This window comes from Micromonospora palomenae (assembly GCF_007829925.1).
GTDB lineage: Bacteria > Actinomycetota > Actinomycetes > Mycobacteriales > Micromonosporaceae > Micromonospora > Micromonospora purpureochromogenes.
This window is the reverse complement of record NZ_VIXA01000001.1, coordinates 2,410,847-2,431,650: the sequence shown is the minus strand read 5'-3', so window position 1 is coordinate 2,431,650 and position 20,804 is coordinate 2,410,847. Positions and strand designations below refer to the sequence as shown.

Below are 20,804 nucleotides of genomic sequence, written 5' to 3'. Positions count from 1 at the left end.
CGATGGCGACCGACGACAAGCTGCGCGACTACCTCAAGCGCGCCACGGCTGACCTCCAGCAGACCCGGCGGCGGCTGCACGACGCCGAGCAGCGCTGGCACGAACCCATCGCGATCGTCGCCGCGGCCTGCCGGTTCCCCGGCGGCGTCCGCACCCCCGACGACCTGTGGGAGCTGGTCGCCTCCGGCGGCGACGCGATCAGCGGGTTCCCGCAGAACCGGGGCTGGGACGTCGCCGGCCTGTACGACCCGGAGCCGGCCACGCCCGGGCGGACGTACTGCGTCAACGGCGGGTTCCTGCACGACGCGGGGGAGTTCGACGCCGACTTCTTCAAGATCAGCCCACGGGAGGCGCGGGAGACCGACCCGCAGCAGCGGCTGCTGCTGGAGACCGCCTGGGAGGTCGTCGAGCGGGCCGGCATCGACCCCGCCTCGCTCAAGGGCAGCGCCACCGGCGTCTTCGCCGGCCTCGTCTACCACGACTACGCCGCCAAGGGCGTCGGCAGCCTGGCCAGCGTCGCCTCCGGCCGGGTCGCGTACGCGCTGGGCCTGGAGGGCCCGGCGGTCACCGTGGACACCGCCTGCTCCTCGTCGCTGGTCTCGGTACACCTGGCCGCGCACGCGCTGCGCGCCGGCGAGTGCGGCCTCGCCCTGGCCGGCGGGGTGACGGTGATGTCCACCCCGGACTCGTTCGTCGGGTTCAGCCAGGACCGGGGGCTGGCCCCCAACGGCCGGTGCAAGTCCTTCTCCTCCGACGCTGACGGCACCGCCTGGGGCGAGGGCATCGGCCTGCTGCTGCTGGAACGCCTCGCCGACGCCCGCCGCCACGGCCACCCGGTGCTCGGGCTGGTCCGGGGCAGCGCGGTCAACTCCGACGGCGCCAGCAACGGCCTCTCCGCCCCCAACGGGCCGGCCCAGCAGCGGGTGATCCGGGCCGCGCTGGCCGCCGCGCAGCTCACCGCCGACCAGATCGACGCCGTCGAGGCGCACGGCACCGGCACCACCCTCGGCGACCCGATCGAGGCGCAGGCGCTGCTCGCCACGTACGGGCAGGGCCGGCCGGCGGACCGGCCGCTCTGGTTGGGCTCGTTCAAGTCCAACGTCGGGCACGCGCAGGCCGCCGCCGGGGTCGGCGGGATCATCAAGATGCTGGCGGCGATGCGGCACGACACGCTGCCGCAGACCCTGCACGTCAAGGAACCGACCCCCAACGTGGACTGGTCCACCGGCAACGTGCGGCTGCTCACCGAGGCCCGGCCCTGGCCGCGCGGCGACCGCCCCCGCCGGGCCGGGGTCTCCGCGTTCGGGCTCAGCGGCACCAACGCCCACGTCATCGTCGAGGAGCCGCCCGCCGAGCCCGCCCAGCCCCAGGTGACGGCCGCCCCGATCCGGGACGACGCCGGCACGCGGCCGGTGGCGCTGCTGGTCTCCGGGCGCGACGAGCCGGCGCTGCGGGCGCAGGCCCGCCGGCTCGCCGGCCACCTGGAGGAGCGCGCCGACCAGGCCCCGGCCGACGTGGCGTACTCGCTGGCCACCACCCGCGCCGCGCTGGAGCACCGGGCCGCCGTCATCGGCGCCGACCACGCCGCGCTCCGCGCCGGACTGGCCGCCCTCGCCGACGGCACCGCCGCCGCCCACCTGGTCCGCGACACGGTACGCGTCGACGGCCGCACCGCCTTCTGCTTCACCGGGCAGGGCGCCCAGCGCCCCGGCATGGGACGGCAGCTGCACGCCGCCTTCCCGGCCTTCGCCGACGCGTTCGACGCCGCCGTCGCCGCCCTCGACCCGCACCTGGCCCGGCCGCTGCGCGAGGTGGTGTGGGGCGCCGACGCCGACCCGCTCAACGACACCGGGTACGCCCAACCGGCACTCTTCGCGCTGGAGGTGGCGCTGTACCGGCTGCTGGAGAGCTGGGGGGTGCGCCCGGCGTACCTGGTCGGGCACTCCATCGGCGAGCTGGCCGCCGCGCACGTCGCCGGCGTGCTCACCCTGCTCGACGCGGCGGCGCTGGTCGCCGCCCGGGGCCGGCTGATGGCGGCGTTGCCCGCCGGCGGGGCGATGGTCGCCGTGGAGGCGACCGAGGCGGAGGTCCGGCCGCTGCTCGACGAGCGGGTCGACCTGGCCGCGGTGAACGGCCCGACCGCCGTGGTGGTCTCCGGTGTGGAGGCCGCCGCGCTTGCCGTCGCCGAGCAGTTGCGCGGCCTCGGCCGGCGGACCCGTCGGCTCGCCGCCTCGCACGCCTTCCACAGCCCGCTGATGGAACCCATGCTCACCGACTTCGCCGAGGTCGCCCGGTCGCTGCGCTACACCGCGCCGACCCTGGCGGTGGTCTCCACCCTGACCGGGCAGCCGGTCACCGGCGAGCTGACCGACCCGGAGCACTGGGTACGCCAGGTGCGCGGCACCGTCCGCTTCCACGACTCCGTACGGTGGCTCGCCGACCAGGGCGTCACCACGTTCCTGGAGCTCGGCCCGGACGCGGCGCTCTCGGCCACCGGCCCGGACTGCGTCGGCGACGGCCGGGACGCGGTCTTCGTGCCGCTGCTGCGCCGGGACCGGGACGAGGAGCGGGAGCTGGTCACCGCGCTGGCCCGCGCGCACACCCGGGGCACGGCGGTCGACTGGGCGGCAGCGCACCCCGGCGCCCGCCGGGTCGAGCTGCCCACCTACGAGTTCCAGCGCCGCTGGTACTGGTGGGAGGCGCCCGAGCCGGTCGCCGCCGACCCGAGCTTCCTCGACGACCTCGCCGCCGCCGACCCCGCCGCCCTCGCCGCCGACCTCGGCGTCGACCCGGTCGCCCTCGGCCAGGTGCTGCCCGCCCTGTCCGCGCTGCGCCGCCGGCACGCCGACCGGTCCGCGGTGGACGGCTGGCGCTACCGGGTGGTGTGGGAGTCCGTCGCCGACCCCGAGCCGGGCCCGGCGCCGGCCCGCTGGCTGGTCGCCGTGCCCGACGGGTACGACAACGACCTGCGGGTCGGCATGATCGCGGCCACCCTGGCCGAGCACGGCGGCGAGGTGGTCCGCGTCCCGGTGGCCGACGCCGACCGGGGCGCCCTCGCCGCCCGGCTGCGCGAGCTGCCCGGCCCCGGCACGGTGCTGCTCTCCCTGCTCGCCCTCGACGACCGGCCGCACCCCGACCACCCGGCGCTGACCCGCGGCCTCGCCGGGACGGTCGCGCTGGTCCAGGCGCTCGGCGACGCCCAGCTCGACGCCCCGATCTGGTGCCTCACCACCGGCGCGGTCGTCGTCGACCCGAGCGAGTCCGCCGACCCGGCCCAGGCCGCCGTGCACGGCCTCGGCACCGGCCTCGCCCTCGACCTGCCCCGGCACTGGGGCGGGCTGGTCGACCTGCCCGAGTTCCCCGACCCGGCCGCCCTGCGCCGGCTGCGCGCCCTGGTCACCACCACCGGCGGCGAGGACCACGTGGCCATCCGCGACGGCGGGGTGCGCGCCCGCCGGATGGTCCGGGCCGCCCGCCCGGTGGCGCCGCCGTCGTGGCGGCCGCGCGGCACCGTGCTGGTCACCGGCGGCACCGGCGGCCTCGGCGCGCACGTGGCCCGCGCCCTGGCCCGGGCCGGCGCCGAGCACCTGGTGCTGGTCGGCCGGCGCGGCATGGACACCCCCGGCGCGGACGCGCTGGCCGCCGAGCTGACCGGCCTCGGCGCCGAGGTGACCCTCGCCGCGTGCGACGTCGCCGACCGCGACCAGCTCCGGGACCTGCTCGACGGGCTGCCCGCCCGGTGGCCGCTGACCGCCGTGGTGCACGCCGCCGGGGCCATGCAGCGCATCGCCCCGGTCGGGGAGCTGACCCTCGCCGAGATCGCCGATGTGGCCGCCGCCAAGGTGGCCGGCGCCGCCCACCTCGACGACCTGCTCGCCGAGACCGAGCTGGACGCGTTCGTGCTCTTCTCCTCCGGCGCCGCCGTCTGGGGCAGCGCCGGGCAGGCCGGCTACGCCGCCGCGAACGCCTACCTGGACGCGCTCGCCGCCCGCCGCCGGGCCCGGGGCCGCGCCGCCGCCTCGATCGCCTGGGGTTCCTGGGACAGCGGCATGGTCGACGCCGACCTGGCCGCCGGGATGCGCCGCCTCGGTGCGCCGCCGATGCGACCGGAGCTGGCGATCACCGCACTGCCCGAGGCGTACCGGGCCGACGCCGGGGACCTTGTCGTCGCCGACATCGACTGGTCGCGCTTCGCCCCCGTCTACACCATGGCCCGCCGGCGGCCGCTGCTCGACGCGCTGCCCGAGGTGGCCGAGGCGGTCGCCGGTGACGCCACGAACGCCCCGACCGGCCTGGCCGACCGGCTCGCCGGGCTGCCGCCGGCCCAGCGGGCGCGGGCCCTGCTGGACACCGTCCGCGCCGAGGTGGCCGCGCTGCTCGGCTACGACAGCCCGGCCACCCTCGACCCCGCCCGCCCCTTCGCCGACCTGGGCTTCGACTCGGTCGCCGCGATGGACCTGCGGCAGCGGCTCACCGCCGCCACCGGTCAGGCGCTGCCCGCCACGCTGGTCTTCGACCACCCGACGCCGGCCGCCGTGGCGGAGTTCCTCGGTGCGGAGCTGGGCGTCGGCGCCGCCGACGCGACGACCGGGCCGGCGGCCGATCTCGACCGGCTGGAGGCGTCCCTCGCCGCGCTGCCCGAGGACGACGCCGACCGGCCCGCGCTCGCCGCCCGGCTGCGCGCCCTGATCGGCCTGGTCGACCCCTCCGCCGGCGACGACCGGCTGGGCGAGGCGGCGACCGCCGACGAGATCTTCGACTTCATCGACAACGAACTCGGGTTGCGCTGACCCGCACAGGGGTGAGGACGGGCATGGCGGAGGACGGCAAGCTTCTCGACTACCTGAAGCGGGTGACCGCGGATCTCACGCAGACCCGCCAGCGGCTCCAGGAGGTCGAGGGCGTCGAGCGGGACCCGATCGCGATCGTGGCGATGGCCTGCCGCTACCCCGGGGACGTGCGGACCCCGGAGCAGCTGTGGGACCTGGTGGCCGGCGGGGTGGATGCGGTCGGCCCGCTCCCCACCGACCGGGGCTGGGACCTCGCCCGGCTGCTCGCCGACGACCCCGACCGGATCGGCACCAGCTACGTCGCCGAGGGCGGCTTCCTCGCCGAGGCCGCCGAGTTCGACGCCGCCTTCTTCGGCATCTCCCCCCGCGAGGCGGCGGCGATGGACCCGCAGCAGCGGCTGATGCTGGAGGTCTCCTGGGAGGTGCTGGAACGCGCCGGCATCGCCCCGGACGCCGTCCGGGGCAAGCCGGTGGGCGTCTTCACCGGCTCCGGCTACCAGGACTACGGCGACCTGCTCAACGCCGCCCCAGAGGCGGCCGAGGCGTACCTGGGCACCGCGGCGGCGGCCTCGGTGATCGCCGGGCGGGTCGCGTACACGCTGGGGCTGGAGGGGCCCACGCTGACCGTGGACACCGCCTGCTCGTCGTCGCTGGTCGCGCTGCACCTGGCGGTGCAGGCGCTGCGCCGGCGCGAGTGCACCCTCGCGCTGGCCGGCGGGGTGATGGTGATGTCCACCCCGGCGCCGTTCGTGGCGTTCAGCAGGCAGCGCGGGCTCGCCCCCGACGGCCGCTGCAAGGCGTACTCCGACGACGCCGACGGCACCGGCTGGGCCGAGGGCGCCGGCGTGCTGCTGCTCGAACGGCTCTCCGACGCCCGCCGCAACGGCCACCCGGTGCTCGCCGTCGTGCGCGGCAGCGCGGTCAACCAGGACGGCGCGTCCAACGGCCTCACCGCCCCCAGCGGGCCGGCCCAGCAGCGGGTCATCCGCGCCGCCCTGGCCAACGCGCAGCTGCCGCCCGGCGAGGTCGACGTGGTCGAGGGGCACGGCACCGGCACCACCCTCGGCGACCCGATCGAGGCGCAAGCGCTGCTGGCCACGTACGGGCAGGGCCGGCCGGTGGACCGGCCGCTCTGGCTCGGCTCGCTGAAGTCCAACTTCGGGCATGCGCAGGCCGCCGCCGGGGTCGGCGGTGTGATCAAGATGGTGCAGGCCATCCGGCACGGCCTGCTGCCGAAGAGCCTGCACGTCGGCACCCCGTCGTCGCACGTGGACTGGTCGCCGGGGACCGTCCGGCCGCTCGCCGAGGCGCTACCCTGGCCCGAGTCGGGCCGCCCCCGCCGGGCCGGCGTCTCCTCCTTCGGCGTCAGCGGCACCAACGCGCACGCCATCATCGAGCAGGCCCCGGAGGAGGAGCCGGCCGAGGTCACGACGCCGGAGCCGGCGCCGTCGGGGCGTACCCTCGCCTGGGTCCTGTCGGCCCGCGACCCGCAGGCGCTGCGCGCGCAGGCCGCGCGGCTCGCCGCCGTCGAGGCCGGGCCCGACCCGGCCGACGTCGGGCACGCCCTGGTCACCGGCCGCTCGGCGCTGGACCACCGCGCGGTCGTCACCGGTACGGACACCGGCGCGCTGCTGGCCGGCCTGGCCGCCCTCGCCGACGACCGCGACGCCGCCAACCTGGTACGCGGCACCGCCCGCACCGACGCCCGGGTGGCCTTCGTCTTCCCCGGCCAGGGCTCGCAGTGGGCCGGGATGGCGGTCGAGCTGCTCGACTCGTCGCCGGTCTTCGCCGAGAAGATCGCCGAGTGCGCCCGCGCGCTGGCGCCCTTCGTCGACTGGGACCTGGTCGACGTGCTGCGCGGCGCGCCCGGCGCGCCCACCCTCGACCCGGTCGACGTGGTGCAGCCGGTGCTCTGGTCGGTGATGGTCTCGCTGGCCCAGCTGTGGCGCAGCCACGGCGTCGAGCCGGCCGCCGTGGTCGGCCACTCGCAGGGCGAGATCGCCGCCGCCTGCGTCGCCGGCGCGCTCACCCTCGACGACGGCGCCCGGGTGGTCGCCCTGCGCAGCCAGGTCATCGCCGCCGAGCTGGCCGGCCTGGGCGGGATGATGTCGGTCTCGCTGCCCGCCGACGCCGCCCGCGAGCGGCTCGCCGGCTGGGCCGGACGGCTCTCCCTCGCCGCCGTCAACGGCCCCGGCTCGGTGGTGGTCTGCGGCGAGGTAGACGCCCTCACCGCGTTCCAGGCCGAACTGGCCGCCGAGGAGATCCGCACCCGGATGATCCCGGTGGACTACGCCTCGCACTCCGTCTTCGTCGAGGGCATCCGCGACCGGCTCGCCGAACTGCTCGCCCCGGTCCGCCCCCGCACCGCCGAGGTGCCGTTCTACTCGGCGGTCACCGGTGCCCTGCTGGACACCACCGCCCTCGACGGCGGCTACTGGTACACCAACCTGCGGCAGACCGTGCTCTTCGCCGACGCCACCCGGGCCATGCTCGCCGACGGGCTGACCGTCTTCGTCGAGCCCAGCGCCCACCCGACGCTCAAGGTCGGTATCGAGGAGACCGTCACCGACGCCGGCGCCCCGGCCGTCGTGATCGGTACCCTGCGCCGCGACGACGGCGGACCCGACCGCCTCGCCGCCTCGCTCGCCGAGGCGTACGTCCACGGCGTCGCGGTGGACTGGCAGCCGCTGTTCCAGGGGCGGCCGGGGCGGCGGGTGGAGCTGCCGACGTACCCGTTCCAGCGTCGCCGGCACTGGCTGGACGCGGCCGCCACCGGCGCCGGGGACGTCACCGGCGCCGGCCAGCGCCCCGCCGACCACCTGCTGCTCAGCGCGGTCGTCGCGACCCCCGCCGACGACGGGGTGGTGCTCACCGGACGCATCTCCACCGGCACCCACCCGTGGCTGGCCGACCACGCCGTCGCCGGCGCCGTGCTGGTCCCCGGCACCGGCCTGGTCGAGCTGGCGCTGCGTGCCGGCGACGAGGTCGGCTGCCCGACCGTCAGCGAGCTGACCATCGGCGCGCCGCTGGTGCTCGCCGACGGCGCCGGCGTGCAACTGCGGGTCGCCGTCGGCGCGGCGGGGGAGCGCGGCGCCCGCCCGGTCAGCGTCTGGTCCCGGGCCGAGGACGCCACCCCCGACGCACCCTGGCAGCGGCACGCCACCGGCCAGCTCGCCCCGGCCACCGCCCGCCCCGCCGACGACCTGCGGCAGTGGCCGCCGGCCGGTGCCACCGCCGTGGACGTCGCCGCCCTCTACCCGGAGCTGGCCGACGCCGGGCTGGCCTACGGGCCGGTGTTCCAGGGGCTGCGGGCCGCCTGGCGGGCCGGCGCCGAGGTGTACGCCGAGGTGGAGCTGCCCGAGGAGGCCACCGCCGACGCCGAGCGCGCCGACCTGCATCCCGCCCTGCTCGACGCCGCGCTGCACGCGGTCGCCCTCACCGACGCCGTCGACGACCGGGCGCTGCTGCCGTTCGCCTTCACCGGGGTCACCCTGCACGCGGTCGGGGCGTCCAGCCTGCGGGTGCGGATCACCCCGCTGCGCGCCGGCGAGGTCGCCGTCGAGGCTGCCGATGCCACCGGCGCGCCGGTGCTCTCGCTGGACTCCCTCGTCCTGCGGCCGCTTCCGGCCGACGTCGCCCCGGCGGCGGCCGGACCGGTCGCCGAGGCGCTCTACCGCACCGCCTGGACGCCCGTGCCCACCCCGCCGCCCGCGCCCGTCCAGGTCGGACGGTGGGACGCCGGCGAGGTCGCCGACGTGGTGGTGCTGCCGGTCACCGGCGGCGCCGACGCGGCGTCGGTGCACGACACCACCCGCCGCGTGCTCGCCGACCTCCAGACCTGGCTGGCCGACGACCGGTACGCCGCCAGCACCCTGCTGGTGCTCACCCGCGGCGCGGTCGGCCGCGACGGCGAGGACGTCACCGACCTGGCCGGCGCCGCCGTCTGGGGCCTGGTCCGTTCCGCCCAGTCGGAGCACCCGGACCGGATCGTCCTCGCCGACACCGACGTCGGCGTCACCGACGCCGTCGCGCTCGCCCCGACCCTCGTCGCGGCCGGCGAGCCGCAACTGCTGCGACGCGACGGTGACCTGCTCGCCACCCGACTGGTCCGCGCGCCGGCCACCGCCGAGGAGCCGCCGGCCGGCCGGATCGACCCGGCCGGCACCGTGCTGGTCACCGGCGCCAGCGGCACCCTCGCCGCCATCGTCGCCCGCCACCTGGTCCTCGCCCACGGGGTACGCCACCTGCTGCTGCTCAGCCGGCGCGGACCGGCCGCCCCCGACGCGGCCGACCTGGCCGCCGAGCTGACCGGCCTCGGCGCCTCGGTCGACCAGGTCGCCTGCGACGTCACCGACCGGGACGCACTCGCCGCCGTGCTGGCCGACGTCCCCGCCGGACGGCCGCTGACCGCGGTGGTGCACACCGCCGGCGTGCTCGACGACGGCACCATCGCCTCGCTCACCCCCGAACAGCTCGACGCCGTGCTCGCCCCGAAGGTGGACGCGGCCCTGCACCTGCACGAGCTGACCCGCGACGCGGACCTCGGCGCGTTCGTCCTGTTCGGCTCCGCGGCCGGCGTGGTCGGCGCGCCCGGGCAGGGCAACTACGCGGCGGCGAACGCGTTCCTCGCCGGCCTCGCCGCGCACCGCCGGGCCCACGGGCTCGCCGGCCAGTGCCTGGCCTGGGGGTTCTGGGCACAGGCCACCGGCATGACCGGGCGGCTCGGCGGCGTCGACCGGGCGCGTATCTCCCGCAGCGGCATGATCGGCCTCGCCGTCGACGAGGGCCTGACCCTGCTCGACGCCGCCCTGGACCGCCCCGACGCCCTGCTGCTGCCGGTCCGCTTCGACCTCGCCGCCGTGCGCGCCCAGGGCGACGTGCCGGCGCTGTTCCGTACCCTGCTGCCGGTCGCCCGGCGCAGCGCCGCCGGGGTACGCGCCGACGCCGGTTCCCTGGTGGACCGGCTGCTCCGGCTGCCCGAGGTGGACCGCGAGCAGGCGCTGCTCGACCTGGTGCTGGACCGGGTGGCGCTGGTGCTCGGCTTCACCTCCGCCGCCGCCGTCGCCCCGGAGCGGGCGTTCCGCGAGCTGGGCTTCGACTCGCTGACCGCGGTCGAGTTCCGCAACCGGCTCAACCAGACCCTCGGCCTGCGGCTGCCGGTCACCGCGGTCTTCGACTACCCCTCACCGGCCGGGCTCGCCCGCTTCCTGGTCGACGAGCTCTCCGGTACCGCCGCCGTGACGTCCGCCGTGGCGGCGGCGAAGCCGGTCGACGAGCCGATCGCCATCGTCGCCATGAGCTGCCGCTTCCCCGGCGGGGTCAGCTCGCCGGAGGAGCTGTGGCGGCTGGTCGCCGACGGGGTGGACGCGATCGGCGACTTCCCGGCCGACCGGGGCTGGAACGTCGACCAGCTCCACGACCCCGACTTCACCACGCCGAACAGCAGCTACACCCGCTCCGGCGGCTTCCTCCACGACGCCGCCGAATTCGACCCCGCGTTCTTCGGGATCAGCCCGAACGAGGCGCTGGGCATGGACCCGCAGCAGCGGCTGCTGCTGGAGTGCGCCTGGGAGACCTTCGAACGGGCCGGCATCGACCCGGGCACGCTCAAGGGCAGCCCCACCGGCGTCTTCGCCGGCCTGATGTACCACGACTACCCGGCCAACAGCGGCACCGGCGCGGTGGCCTCCGGCCGGGTGGCGTACGTGCTCGGCCTGGAGGGGCCGGCGGTGACGATCGACACCGCCTGTTCGTCGTCGCTGGTGGCGCTGCACCTGGCCGCGCAGGCGCTGCGGTCGGGGGAGTGCGACCTGGCGCTCGCCGGCGGGGTCAGCGTGATGGCCACCCCGGAGATCTTCGTCGAGTTCAGCCGGCAGCGGGCACTGTCGCCGGACGGCCGCTGCCGCGCCTTCGCCGCCGCCGCGGCCGGCACCGGCATCGCCGAGGGCGCCGGGTTCCTGCTGGTCGAGCGGCTCTCCGACGCCCGCCGCAACGGTCACCCGATCCTCGCCGTGGTGCGCGGCTCGGCGGTCAACCAGGACGGCGCGTCGAACGGCATGACCGCGCCGAACGGCCCGTCGCAGCAGCGGGTGATCCGGGCCGCGCTCGCCGCGGCCGGCGTCCCGGCCGCCGAGGTCGACCTGGTCGAGGCGCACGGCACGGGGACCACCCTGGGCGACCCGATCGAGGCGCAGGCCCTGCTCGGCACGTACGGCCGGGAGCGGCCCGCCGACCGGCCGCTCTGGCTGGGTTCGGTCAAGTCGAACCTGGGCCACACCCAGGCCGCCGCCGGGGTGGCCGGGGTGATGAAGGTCGTCCTCGCCATGCGGCACGGGGCGATGCCCCGGACGCTGCACGTGGACGCGCCGTCGCCGCAGGTGGACTGGTCCGCCGGTGCGGTGGAGCTGTTGACCGAGGCGCGCGCGTGGCCGGTGAACGGGCATCCGCGCCGGGCCGGGGTGTCGTCGTTCGGCATCAGCGGCACCAACGCGCACGTCATCATCGAGCAGGCCCCGGACGACACCCCGGCGGCGGCCGGCCCTGTCGGATCCACCGCCGGCCCGGTCGTGCCCTGGCTGGTGTCCGCCCGGTCGGAGGCGGCGTTGCGGGCCCAGGCCGGGCGGCTCTCCGCGTACGCGGGCGAGCACCCCGACCTGCGCGACGGCGACATCGGGTGGTCCCTCGCCACCGGGCGGGCTCGATGGGAACGGCGGGCCGTCGTCCTCGGCACCGACCGGACCGAGCTGCGGCGCGGCCTTGACGCCCTCGCAGCCGGCACCCCCGACCCGACGCTGGTGTCCGGCGTGGCCCGATCGGGTGGTCGGCTGGCGGTGCTGTTCACCGGTCAGGGCGCGCAGCGCCTGGGCATGGGTCGCTCGCTGCACGCGGTGTTTCCGGTGTTCGCTGCTGCGTTCGACGCGGTGGTGTCCGAGCTGGACGCGCACCTGGATCGGCCGTTGCGTGAGGTGGTCTGGGGTGATGACGAGGAGCTGATCCGGCGGACGGGCTATGCGCAGGCGGGGTTGTTCGCCGTCGAGGTGGCCCTGTTCCGCTTGGTGGAGTCGTGGGGTGTGCGGCCGGACTTCGTGGCGGGGCACTCGATCGGTGAGTTGGCTGCCGCGCATGTGGCCGGGGTGTTGTCGCTGTCGGATGCCGCAAGGTTGGTCGCTGCGCGGGGTCGGTTGATGCAGGCGTTGCCGGCTGGTGGGGCGATGGTGGCGGTGCAGGCGTCGGAGGCGGAGGTGCGGGCGGCGCTGGCGGGACAGGATGTCTCTGTCGCGTCCTATCGACCTGATGACGTAAACGATTCAACCTCCAACGGCAACGGCAACGGCAACGGCAACGGCAACGGCAACGGCAACGGCAACGGCCTGGCGGCCGGCGCTGGTGTGGACATCGCGGCCGTCAACGGCCCCCAGTCGGTGGTCATCTCCGGTCCGGAAGCCGCAGTGCTCGTGGTCGCCGAGCACTTCGCCGAGCTGGGCCGCAAAACCACGCGACTGCGAGTCAGCCACGCCTTCCACAGCGGGTTGATGGATCCCATGCTCGACGATCTCCGGAGCATCGCGGCGAGCCTGACCTACGCCGAGCCGCAGCTCCCGGTCGTGTCGAACCTGACCGGCGACCTCGCCAGCACCGAGTTGACCGACCCCGACTACTGGGTCCGGCACGTCCGCGAGGCGGTCCGCTTCGCCGACGGCGTCACCGCCCTGCACGAGGCAGGAGCCACGACGTTCTTGGAACTGGGCCCGGACGCCGCGCTCACGCCGATGATGGAGGGCATCCTCACCGACGACGCGACGATCATCCCCAGCCTGCGGCGGGGACACAACGAACAGCGGCAGGCCCTGACCGCCCTGGCCAGGCTGCACGTCACCGGCACCCCCGTCGACTGGACCGCCCTGCTCACCGGCACCCGTGTCGAGCTGCCCACCTACCCCTTCCAGCGGCAGCGCTACTGGGCCGACGCGCGGGAGTACTGGGCCGACGCCTGGGCCGGGGCCGGTGACGGCGAGGTCGTCGCCGCCGGCCTCGCCGCGCTGCGCCACCCGCTGCTCGGCGCCGAGCTGGTCGTACCGGACTCCGGCGAGGTGGTGCTGACCGGACGGGTCTCGCTCGCCACCCACCCGTGGCTCGCCGACCACGCCGTCGCCGGGACGGTGCTGCTGCCCGGCGCCGCCCTGGTCGACCTGGCCGTGCACGCCGGTGACCGGGTCGGCTGCCCCCATCTGGTCGAGCTGACCCTCCAGGCGCCGCTGCCGCTGCCCGACCAGGCGGCCGTCGTGCTGCGGGTCGTCGTCGGTGGGGCGGACGAGGCGGGCAACCGTACCGTCGTCGTCTACTCCGGCGACGACGCCGAGGACACCGCCTGGACGGCGCACGCCACCGGGCTGCTCTCGGCGTCCGTACCCGCACCGGCCGCGCCGCTGGACGCCTGGCCGCCGGCCGGCGCGAGCCCGCTTCCGGTGGACGACGGCTACCAGCGGCTGCTCGCCGACGGCTACGCGTACGGGCCGACGTTCCAGGGTCTGCGGGCGGCCTGGCGGCACGGCGACGAGGTGTACGCCGAGGTCGTGCTCCCCGAGCCGGCCCACCCGGACGCCGCCCGCTTCGGCCTGCACCCCGCGCTGCTCGACGCCGGCCTGCACGCCGCCCTGCTCGACGCCGCCGACCGCGACGCCGCCGACCCGTCGACCGGGGACGCGTTGCTGCCGTTCTCCTGGAGCGGGGTGTCCCTGCACGCCGCCGGCGCGACCGCGCTGCGGGTACGCATCACCCGCCGCGGCCCCCGCAGCGCCTCCGTCACGGTGGCCGACGCGGCCGGGCAGCCGGTGCTCACCGTCGACTCGCTGGACTACCGCGCGGTCAGCGCCGACCAGCTCGACCCCGGCACCCGACCCGAGGCGATGTACCGGCTCGACTGGGTGCCGCTGACCACGCCTGCCCCGCCGGCCGGGGGAGGGTCGGTCGTGCTGGTCGGTACGCCGCCGGCGGGCGCGGCGGAGCTGCCGGCCCACCCCGACCTGGCCGCGCTCGCCGATGCCGTCGACGCGGGCGCCCCGCTGCCCGACCGGGTGCTGGTCACTGTGCCGGCGTTCACCGGCGACGACGTGCCGGCGCGACTGCGCGCGGTGGTGGCGTGGACGTTGCGGCTGACGCAGGACTGGATCGCCGACGCCCGCTTCGGCGCGGCCCGGCTGGTGCTGGTCACCACGGAGGCCGTACCGGTGGCCGACGGTGAGGTGGACCTCGCCACCGCGCCCCTGTGGGGCCTGGTCCGGGCGGCGGAGGCCGAGCATCCGGGCCGGTTCGGGCTGCTGGACGTCGACCGTACCGTCGAATCGGGTCGCCGCCTGCCCGCGGCGCTGGCCTGGGGCGAGCCGGAGGCGGCGCTGCGCGGCGGCGAGATCCGGGTGCCGCGGCTGGTCCGCGCGGCGGAGGCCGCCGCCCCGGCCGCGCCGCACGAGCACGGCACCGTCCTGGTCACCGGCGGCACCGGCGGTCTCGGCGCGCTGGTCGCCCGGCACCTCGTCACCGAGCTGGGCGTCCGGCATCTGCTGCTGACCAGCCGGCGCGGCCTCGACGCGCCCGGCGCCCGCGACCTGGTCGCGGAGCTGGCGGACCTGGGTGGCGACGTCACCGTCGCCGCCTGCGACGTCGCCGACCGGGACGCGCTGACCCGGCTGCTGGCCAGCGTGCCCACCGCCCGTCCGCTGACCGGGGTGGTGCACGCCGCCGGCGTGCTCGACGACGGCGTCCTCGCCGCGCTCACCCCCGAGCGGGTCGACGCCGTCCTCGCCCCCAAGGCGACCGCCGCGTGGCACCTGCACGAACTCACCCGTGACCTGCGGATGTTCGTGCTCTTCTCGTCGGCGGCCGGGGTGCTCGGCGCGCCCGGCCAGAGCGGCTACGCCGCCGCGAACGTCTTCCTCGACGCCCTGGCCGCGCACCGCCGCGCCGCCGGGCTGCCGGCCGTCTCGCTGGCCTGGGGACTGTGGGCGGCCGACGGGATGGGCGACCGGCTCACCGCCGCCGAGCTGCGCCGGCTGGGCCGCAACGGCTTCCCCCCGCTCACCCGCACCGAAGGGCTGGCCCTGTTCACCGCGGCGCTCGACGCCGCCGAGCCGCTGCGGGTGCCGGTCCGGCTCGACCTGCCGGCCCTGCGCGCGGTCGCCGCCAGTCAACCCCTCCCGGCCGCCCTGCGCGGCCTCGTCCCGCCGGCCCGGCCGGTCGCGCGAGCCGGCGCGACCGCGCCGGCCGGTGGTGACGACCTGCGCCGCCGGCTCGCCGGCCGGTCCGGGTCCGAGCGCCGCGAGGCCCTCCTCGATCTGGTACGCGTCGAGATCGCCGCCGTGCTCGGCCACGCCACGGTGGACGCCGTCCAGCCCGACCAGGCGTTCAAGGACCTCGGTTTCGACTCCCTGTCGGCGGTGGAACTGCGCAACCGGCTGACCGCGGTGACCGGGCTGCGGCTGCCGGCCACCCTGGTCTTCGACCACCCCACGGCTCTCGCCGTGGCCGCGCACCTCGACGAGGTGCTCACCCCCGGTGAGGCGGCCCCGTCCATCGACGCCCCGGCGGCGCGGCCGGCCGACGAGCCGATCGCCATCGTCGCGATGAGCTGCCGCTTCCCCGGCGGCGTCGGCTCGCCCGAGCAGCTGTGGCGGCTGGTCGCCGACGGCGTGGACGCGATCGGCGAGTTCCCCGCCGACCGGGGCTGGGACGTCGACGGCATCTACCACGCGGAGCGCGGCGCCGAGGGGCGGACCTACTCCCGTTCCGGCGGCTTCCTCGCCGACGCCGCCGAGTTCGACGCCGGCTTCTTCGGCATCAGCCCGAACGAGGCGGTGGCGATGGACCCGCAGCAGCGGTTGCTGCTGGAGTGCGCCTGGGAGACCTTCGAGCGGGCCGGCATCGACCCGGGCACGCTCAAGGGTAGCCCCACCGGCGTCTTCGCCGGCGTGATGTACCACGACTACCAGGACAACACGAACACCGGCTCGATCGCCTCCGGCCGCGTCGCCTACGCCTTCGGGCTGGAGGGGCCGGCGGTCACCGTCGACACTGCCTGCTCGTCCTCGCTGGTGGCGCTGCACCTGGCCGCCCAGGCGCTGCGGTCGGGGGAGTGCACGCTCGCGCTCGCCGGCGGGGTGACCGTGATGGCCACCCCGGACACCTTCGTCGAGTTCAGCCGGCAGCGCGGGCTCTCCCCGGACGGTCGGTGCAAGTCCTTCGGCGCGGGCGCCGACGGCACCGGCTTCTCCGAGGGCGCCGGGCTGCTGCTGGTGGAACGCCTCTCCGACGCCCGCCGCCACGGCCACCCGGTCCTGGCGGTGGTGCGCGGTTCGGCGGTGAACCAGGACGGTGCGTCGAACGGCCTGACCGCGCCGAACGGCCCCGCCCAGCAACGGGTCATCCGCGCGGCGCTCGCCTCGGCCCGGGTGCCGGCCGCCGAGGTGGACGTAGTCGAGGCGCACGGCACGGGTACGACCCTCGGCGACCCGATCGAGGCGCAGGCGCTGCTGGCCACCTACGGGCAGGACCGCCCGGGGGACCGGCCGCTCTGGCTGGGGTCGGTCAAGTCGAATGTCGGCCACACCCAGGCCGCCGCCGGGGTGGCCGGGGTGATGAAGATGATCCTGGCGATGCGACACGGGCTGATGCCCCGCACCCTGCACGCCGAGGAGCGCTCGCCGCAGGTCGACTGGTCCGCCGGCGCGGTAGAGCTGCTGACCGAGGCACGCGAGTGGCCGGCGAACGGGCATCCGCGCCGGGCCGGCATCTCCTCCTTCGGGCTCTCCGGCACCAACGCCCACGTGATCATCGAGGAGGCGCCCACCGACGGTGACGCGTCCACGCCCCGACCGGTCGACGGCCTGGTGCCCTGGCTGGTGTCGGCGCGGTCCGACACCGCCGTACGCGACCTGGCCGGACGGCTGGCCGACCTCGCCGCCCGGATCGACCCGGCCAATGTGCCGGCGGCGGGCCGGACGCTCGCCACCGGACGGGCGCTCTTCGCCCACCGGGCGGTGGTGCTCGGCGCGGACCCGGCGGAGCTGTCGGCCGGCCTGACCGCCCTGGCCGCCGGCGCCGGCGCTCCCGGCCTGGTCACCGGCGTGGCCCGGCCGGGTGGTCGGCTGGCGGTGCTGTTCACCGGTCAGGGCGCACAGCGCCTCGGCATGGGTCGCTCGCTGCACGCGGTGTTCCCGGTGTTCGCCTCGGCGTTCGACGCAGTGGTGGCGGAGCTGGACGCGCACCTGGACCGGCCGTTGCGTGAGGTTATCTGGGGCGACGATGAGGAGCTGATCCGCCAGACGGGTTATGCGCAGGCCGGGTTGTTCGCGGTCGAGGTGGCGTTGTTCCGGCTGATGGAGTCGTGGGGTGTGCGGCCGGACTTCGTGGCCGGGCATTCGATCGGTGAGTTGGCTGCCGCGCATGTTACCGGGGTGTTGTCGCTGTCGGATGCGGCCCGTCTGGTGGCCGCGCGGGGGCGGTTGATGCAGGCGTTGCCGGCTGGTGGGGCGATGGTGGCGGTGCAGGCGTCGGAGGAGGAGGTGCGGGCGGCGCTGGCGGGTCCGGGTGTGGTGGTCGGATCCTTTGGAGCTGATGTCGTAAACGACTCAGCCTCCACCGGCACCGGCACCGGCACCGGCAGCGGCACCGGCAACGGCAGCGGCAGCGGCAACGGCAGCGGCCTGGCGGTAGGCGCTGGTGTGGACGTCGCGGCCGTCAACGGCCCCCGGTCGGTGGTCATCTCCGGCCCCGAAGCCGCCGTGCTGCACCTGGCCGAGCACTTCACCAACCTGGGGCGGAAGACGACCCGGCTGCGGGTGAGTCATGCGTTCCACAGCGGGCTGATGGAGCCGATGCTCGACGAGTTCCGGGCCGTCGCGGCGAGCCTGTCCTACGCCGAGCCGCACCTCCCGGTCGTGTCGAACCTGACCGGCGCCCTCGCCACCAGCGAACTGACCGACCCGGACTACTGGGTCCGCCACGTTCGTGAGGCGGTGCGTTTCGCCGACGGCATCACCGCCCTGCACACCGCCGGCGCGACCACGTTCCTGGAACTGGGTCCGGACGCCGCGCTCACCCCGATGATCGAGGGCATCCTCACCGACGCCGCGACGATCATCCCCAGCCTGCGGCGGGGACACGACGAACAGCGGCAGGCCCTGGCCGCCCTGGCCAGGCTGCACGTCACCGGCACTGCCGTCGACTGGACCGCCCTGCTGCCGCAGACCACCCGCACCGTCGACCTGCCCACCTACCCGTTTGAGCGGCAGCGCTACTGGCAGCGGACCAGCACCGCCGACGGGGACCTCGGTGCGGTCGGCGTCGACGCCGCCCGCCATCCGCTGCTCGGCGCCGCCGTCACCCTCGCCGGCTCGGACAGCACCGTCCTCACCGGACGGCTCTCCGTGCACAGCCAGCCCTGGCTCGCCGACCACGTGGTGGGCGACGCGATCCTCCTGCCGGGCACCGGTTTCGTCGAACTGGCGCTCAGCGCGGGCGGGCAGGTCGGCTGCGGCGCCCTCACCGAACTGGTCCTCGAGGCGCCGCTGGTCGTACCGGAACGCGGCGGGGTCACCGTCCAGGTGTTGCTCGGCGCGGCTGACGAGGCGGGCAGCCGGCCGGTCACCGTGCACTCCCGCGATGGCGGACCGGACCAGCCGTGGACCCGGCACGCCACCGGCGCCGTCGCCCCGGCCACCCGGCCGCCGTCGTTCGACCTGGCCGCGTGGCCGCCGCCGGGCGCCGTCCCGGTCGACCTCACCGGGCGGTACGACGCCCAGGCCGCCGCCGGACTGGCGTACGGGCCGGCGTTCCAAGGGCTGCGCGCCGCGTGGACCGCCGGCGAGCAGGTGTACGCCGAGGTGGCCCTGCCGGCCGGGGACGGCGCCGACGACGGGTACCGGATGCACCCGGCCCTCCTCGACGCCTGCCTCCAGGCGGTCGGCCTCGACGCTGGCCGGGTCGGGCCGGTCCGGCTGCCGTTCGCCTTCGCCGGCGTCACCGTCGTCGTCCCCGACGCCACCACCATCCGGGTCCGGGTCACCCCGGCCGGCGACGGGGTGCGCCTCGACATCGCCGACGCCGCCGGGCTGCCGGTCGCCTCGGTGGAGTCGCTCACCCTCCGGGAGCTCTCCGCGGCCCAGCTCGCCGCCGGCCGGCCGGAACCGCTGTACCGGCTGGCCTGGCAGCCCGCCGCGCCGGTGACCGCGCCCCCGGTGCGCTGGGCGGCGTGGGAGGACGTCCGCGAGGACGTACCCGAGGTGGTGGTGCTGCGGTCGGAGCCCGGTCGGGACACCGCCGCCGTGCACCGGGGGACCCACCGGGCCCTGGAGCGGGTCCAGGCCTGGCTCGCCGACGACCGGTACGCCCGGTCCACCCTGGTGGTGGTCACCCGGGGGGCGGTCGCGGTGGCCGACGAGGAGGCCGCCGACCTGGCCGGAGCCGCCGTCTGGGGGCTGGTCCGCTCCGCGCAGTCGGAGCAGCCCGACCGGATCGTCCTGGCCGACCTCGACGACCCGGACGACCCGGCGGCGCTCGCACTGGCCGTCGCCACGGGCGAACCGCAGGTCGCCGTTCGCGCCGGCGTCGCCCACGTCGCCCGGCTCGCCCGGCTCGCGGTTACCCCGGAGGCCCCGCCGGCCAGCGTGTTCGGCGCCGAGGGGACGGTCCTGGTGACCGGCGCGACCGGCCTGCTCGGCCGGCTCGTCGCCCGGCATCTGGTCACCACGCACGGCGTACGCCGACTGCTGCTGACCAGCCGGCGGGGCGCCGCGGCGGCCGGGGCGGACGACCTCGTCGCCGAGCTGACCGCGCTCGGCGCGGACGTCCGGCTCGCTGCCTGCGACATGGGCGACCGGGAAGCCGTGGTGGCCCTGCTGGCCGGGCTCGACCCGGCGCACCCGCTCACCGGGGTCGTGCACTCGGCCGGCGTGCTCGACGACGGGGTGATCGGGTCGCTCACCCCGGACCGCGTCGACGTCGTGTTCCGCCCCAAGGTGGACGCGGCGCTGCACCTGCACGAGCTGACCGCCGACCTGCCGCTCACCGCGTTCGTGCTCTTCTCCTCCGCCGCCGGCGTGGTCGGCAACCCGGGCCAGGGCAGCTACGCCGCCGCCAACGCCTGCCTCGACGCGCTCGCCGCGCACCGCCGGGCCGCCGGCCTGCCCGCCCAGTCGCTCGCCTGGGGAGCCTGGGCCGGCGACGCGGGGATGGCCGCCGATTTCACCGCCGGCGACCGGGCCCGCGTCGAGCGGACCGGCGTCCGCCCGCTCGCGCCCGCCGAAGGGCTCGCGCTGCTGGACGCGGCCGCCGCCACCGACGCGGCCGTGGTCGTACCGGTGGCGCTGGACCTGGCGGCGCTGGCCGGCGTACCCGACCTGCCGCCGCTCTTCCGCGGCCTGGTGCGGCGACCGGCGCGCCCCGGTGGGGCCGGACCGGACGCTGCGGCGCTGACCCGGCGGCTCGCCGCGCTGCCGGCCGACGAGCGCGAAGCCGCGCTGCTCGACGTCGTGCTCACCCAGGCGGCGGCGATCCTCGGGCACGCCGGTCCGCACGACGTCGACCCGGACCGGGCGTTCCAGGAACTCGGCTTCGACTCGCTGAGCGCGGTGGAGTTCCGCAACCAGCTCAACACCGCAACCGGCCTGCGGCTGCCCGCGACGCTGGTCTTCGACCACCCCAACGCGCGGGTCCTCGCCGCCGAGCTGGCCACCGCGCTGGCCCCGGCGCCGGCCGACGGGCTGCCCGAGGACCGGGTGCGGGAGGTCCTCCAGGGCATCCCGCTGAGCCGGCTGCGGGAGGCCGGGCTGCTGGACCGGCTGCTCGAACTCGGTGGACTCGCCCCCACGCCGGACACGGCCACGGCGGACGACGAGGCCGGCCGCTCGATCGACGAGATGGACGCCGACGACCTGATCAGCATGGCGCTGGGCGACCAGGACCTCGACGACCTCATGACGGGAGACCCTCGATGACCGACGACAAGCTCGTCGCCGCGCTGCG

Annotated in this window: 2 protein-coding genes; both read left to right on the top strand. The window is 76.7% G+C overall.

The window, feature by feature from the left end; all coding sequences use genetic code 11:
- The first annotated feature begins 2 nt into the window (after nt 1-2).
- Nucleotides 3-4,790: a type I polyketide synthase gene (locus FHX75_RS10830; RefSeq protein ID WP_154938584.1), complete on the top strand. Its 4,788-nt coding sequence runs from the start codon at nt 3-5 to the stop codon at nt 4,788-4,790.
- Between the two features lie 62 nt (nt 4,791-4,852).
- Nucleotides 4,853-20,776 (top strand): SDR family NAD(P)-dependent oxidoreductase, encoded by a 15,924-nt coding sequence (locus FHX75_RS31570; RefSeq protein WP_425463488.1) that lies wholly within the window; start codon nt 4,853-4,855, stop codon nt 20,774-20,776.
- Nucleotides 20,777-20,804: the final 28 nt, after the last annotated feature.

What these genes read in the sequence shown, in the direction of transcription:
- FHX75_RS10830 (WP_154938584.1), top strand. Translation starts at nt 3, where the DNA reads ATGGCGACCGACGACAAGCTGCGCGACTACCTCAAGCGCGCCACGGCT.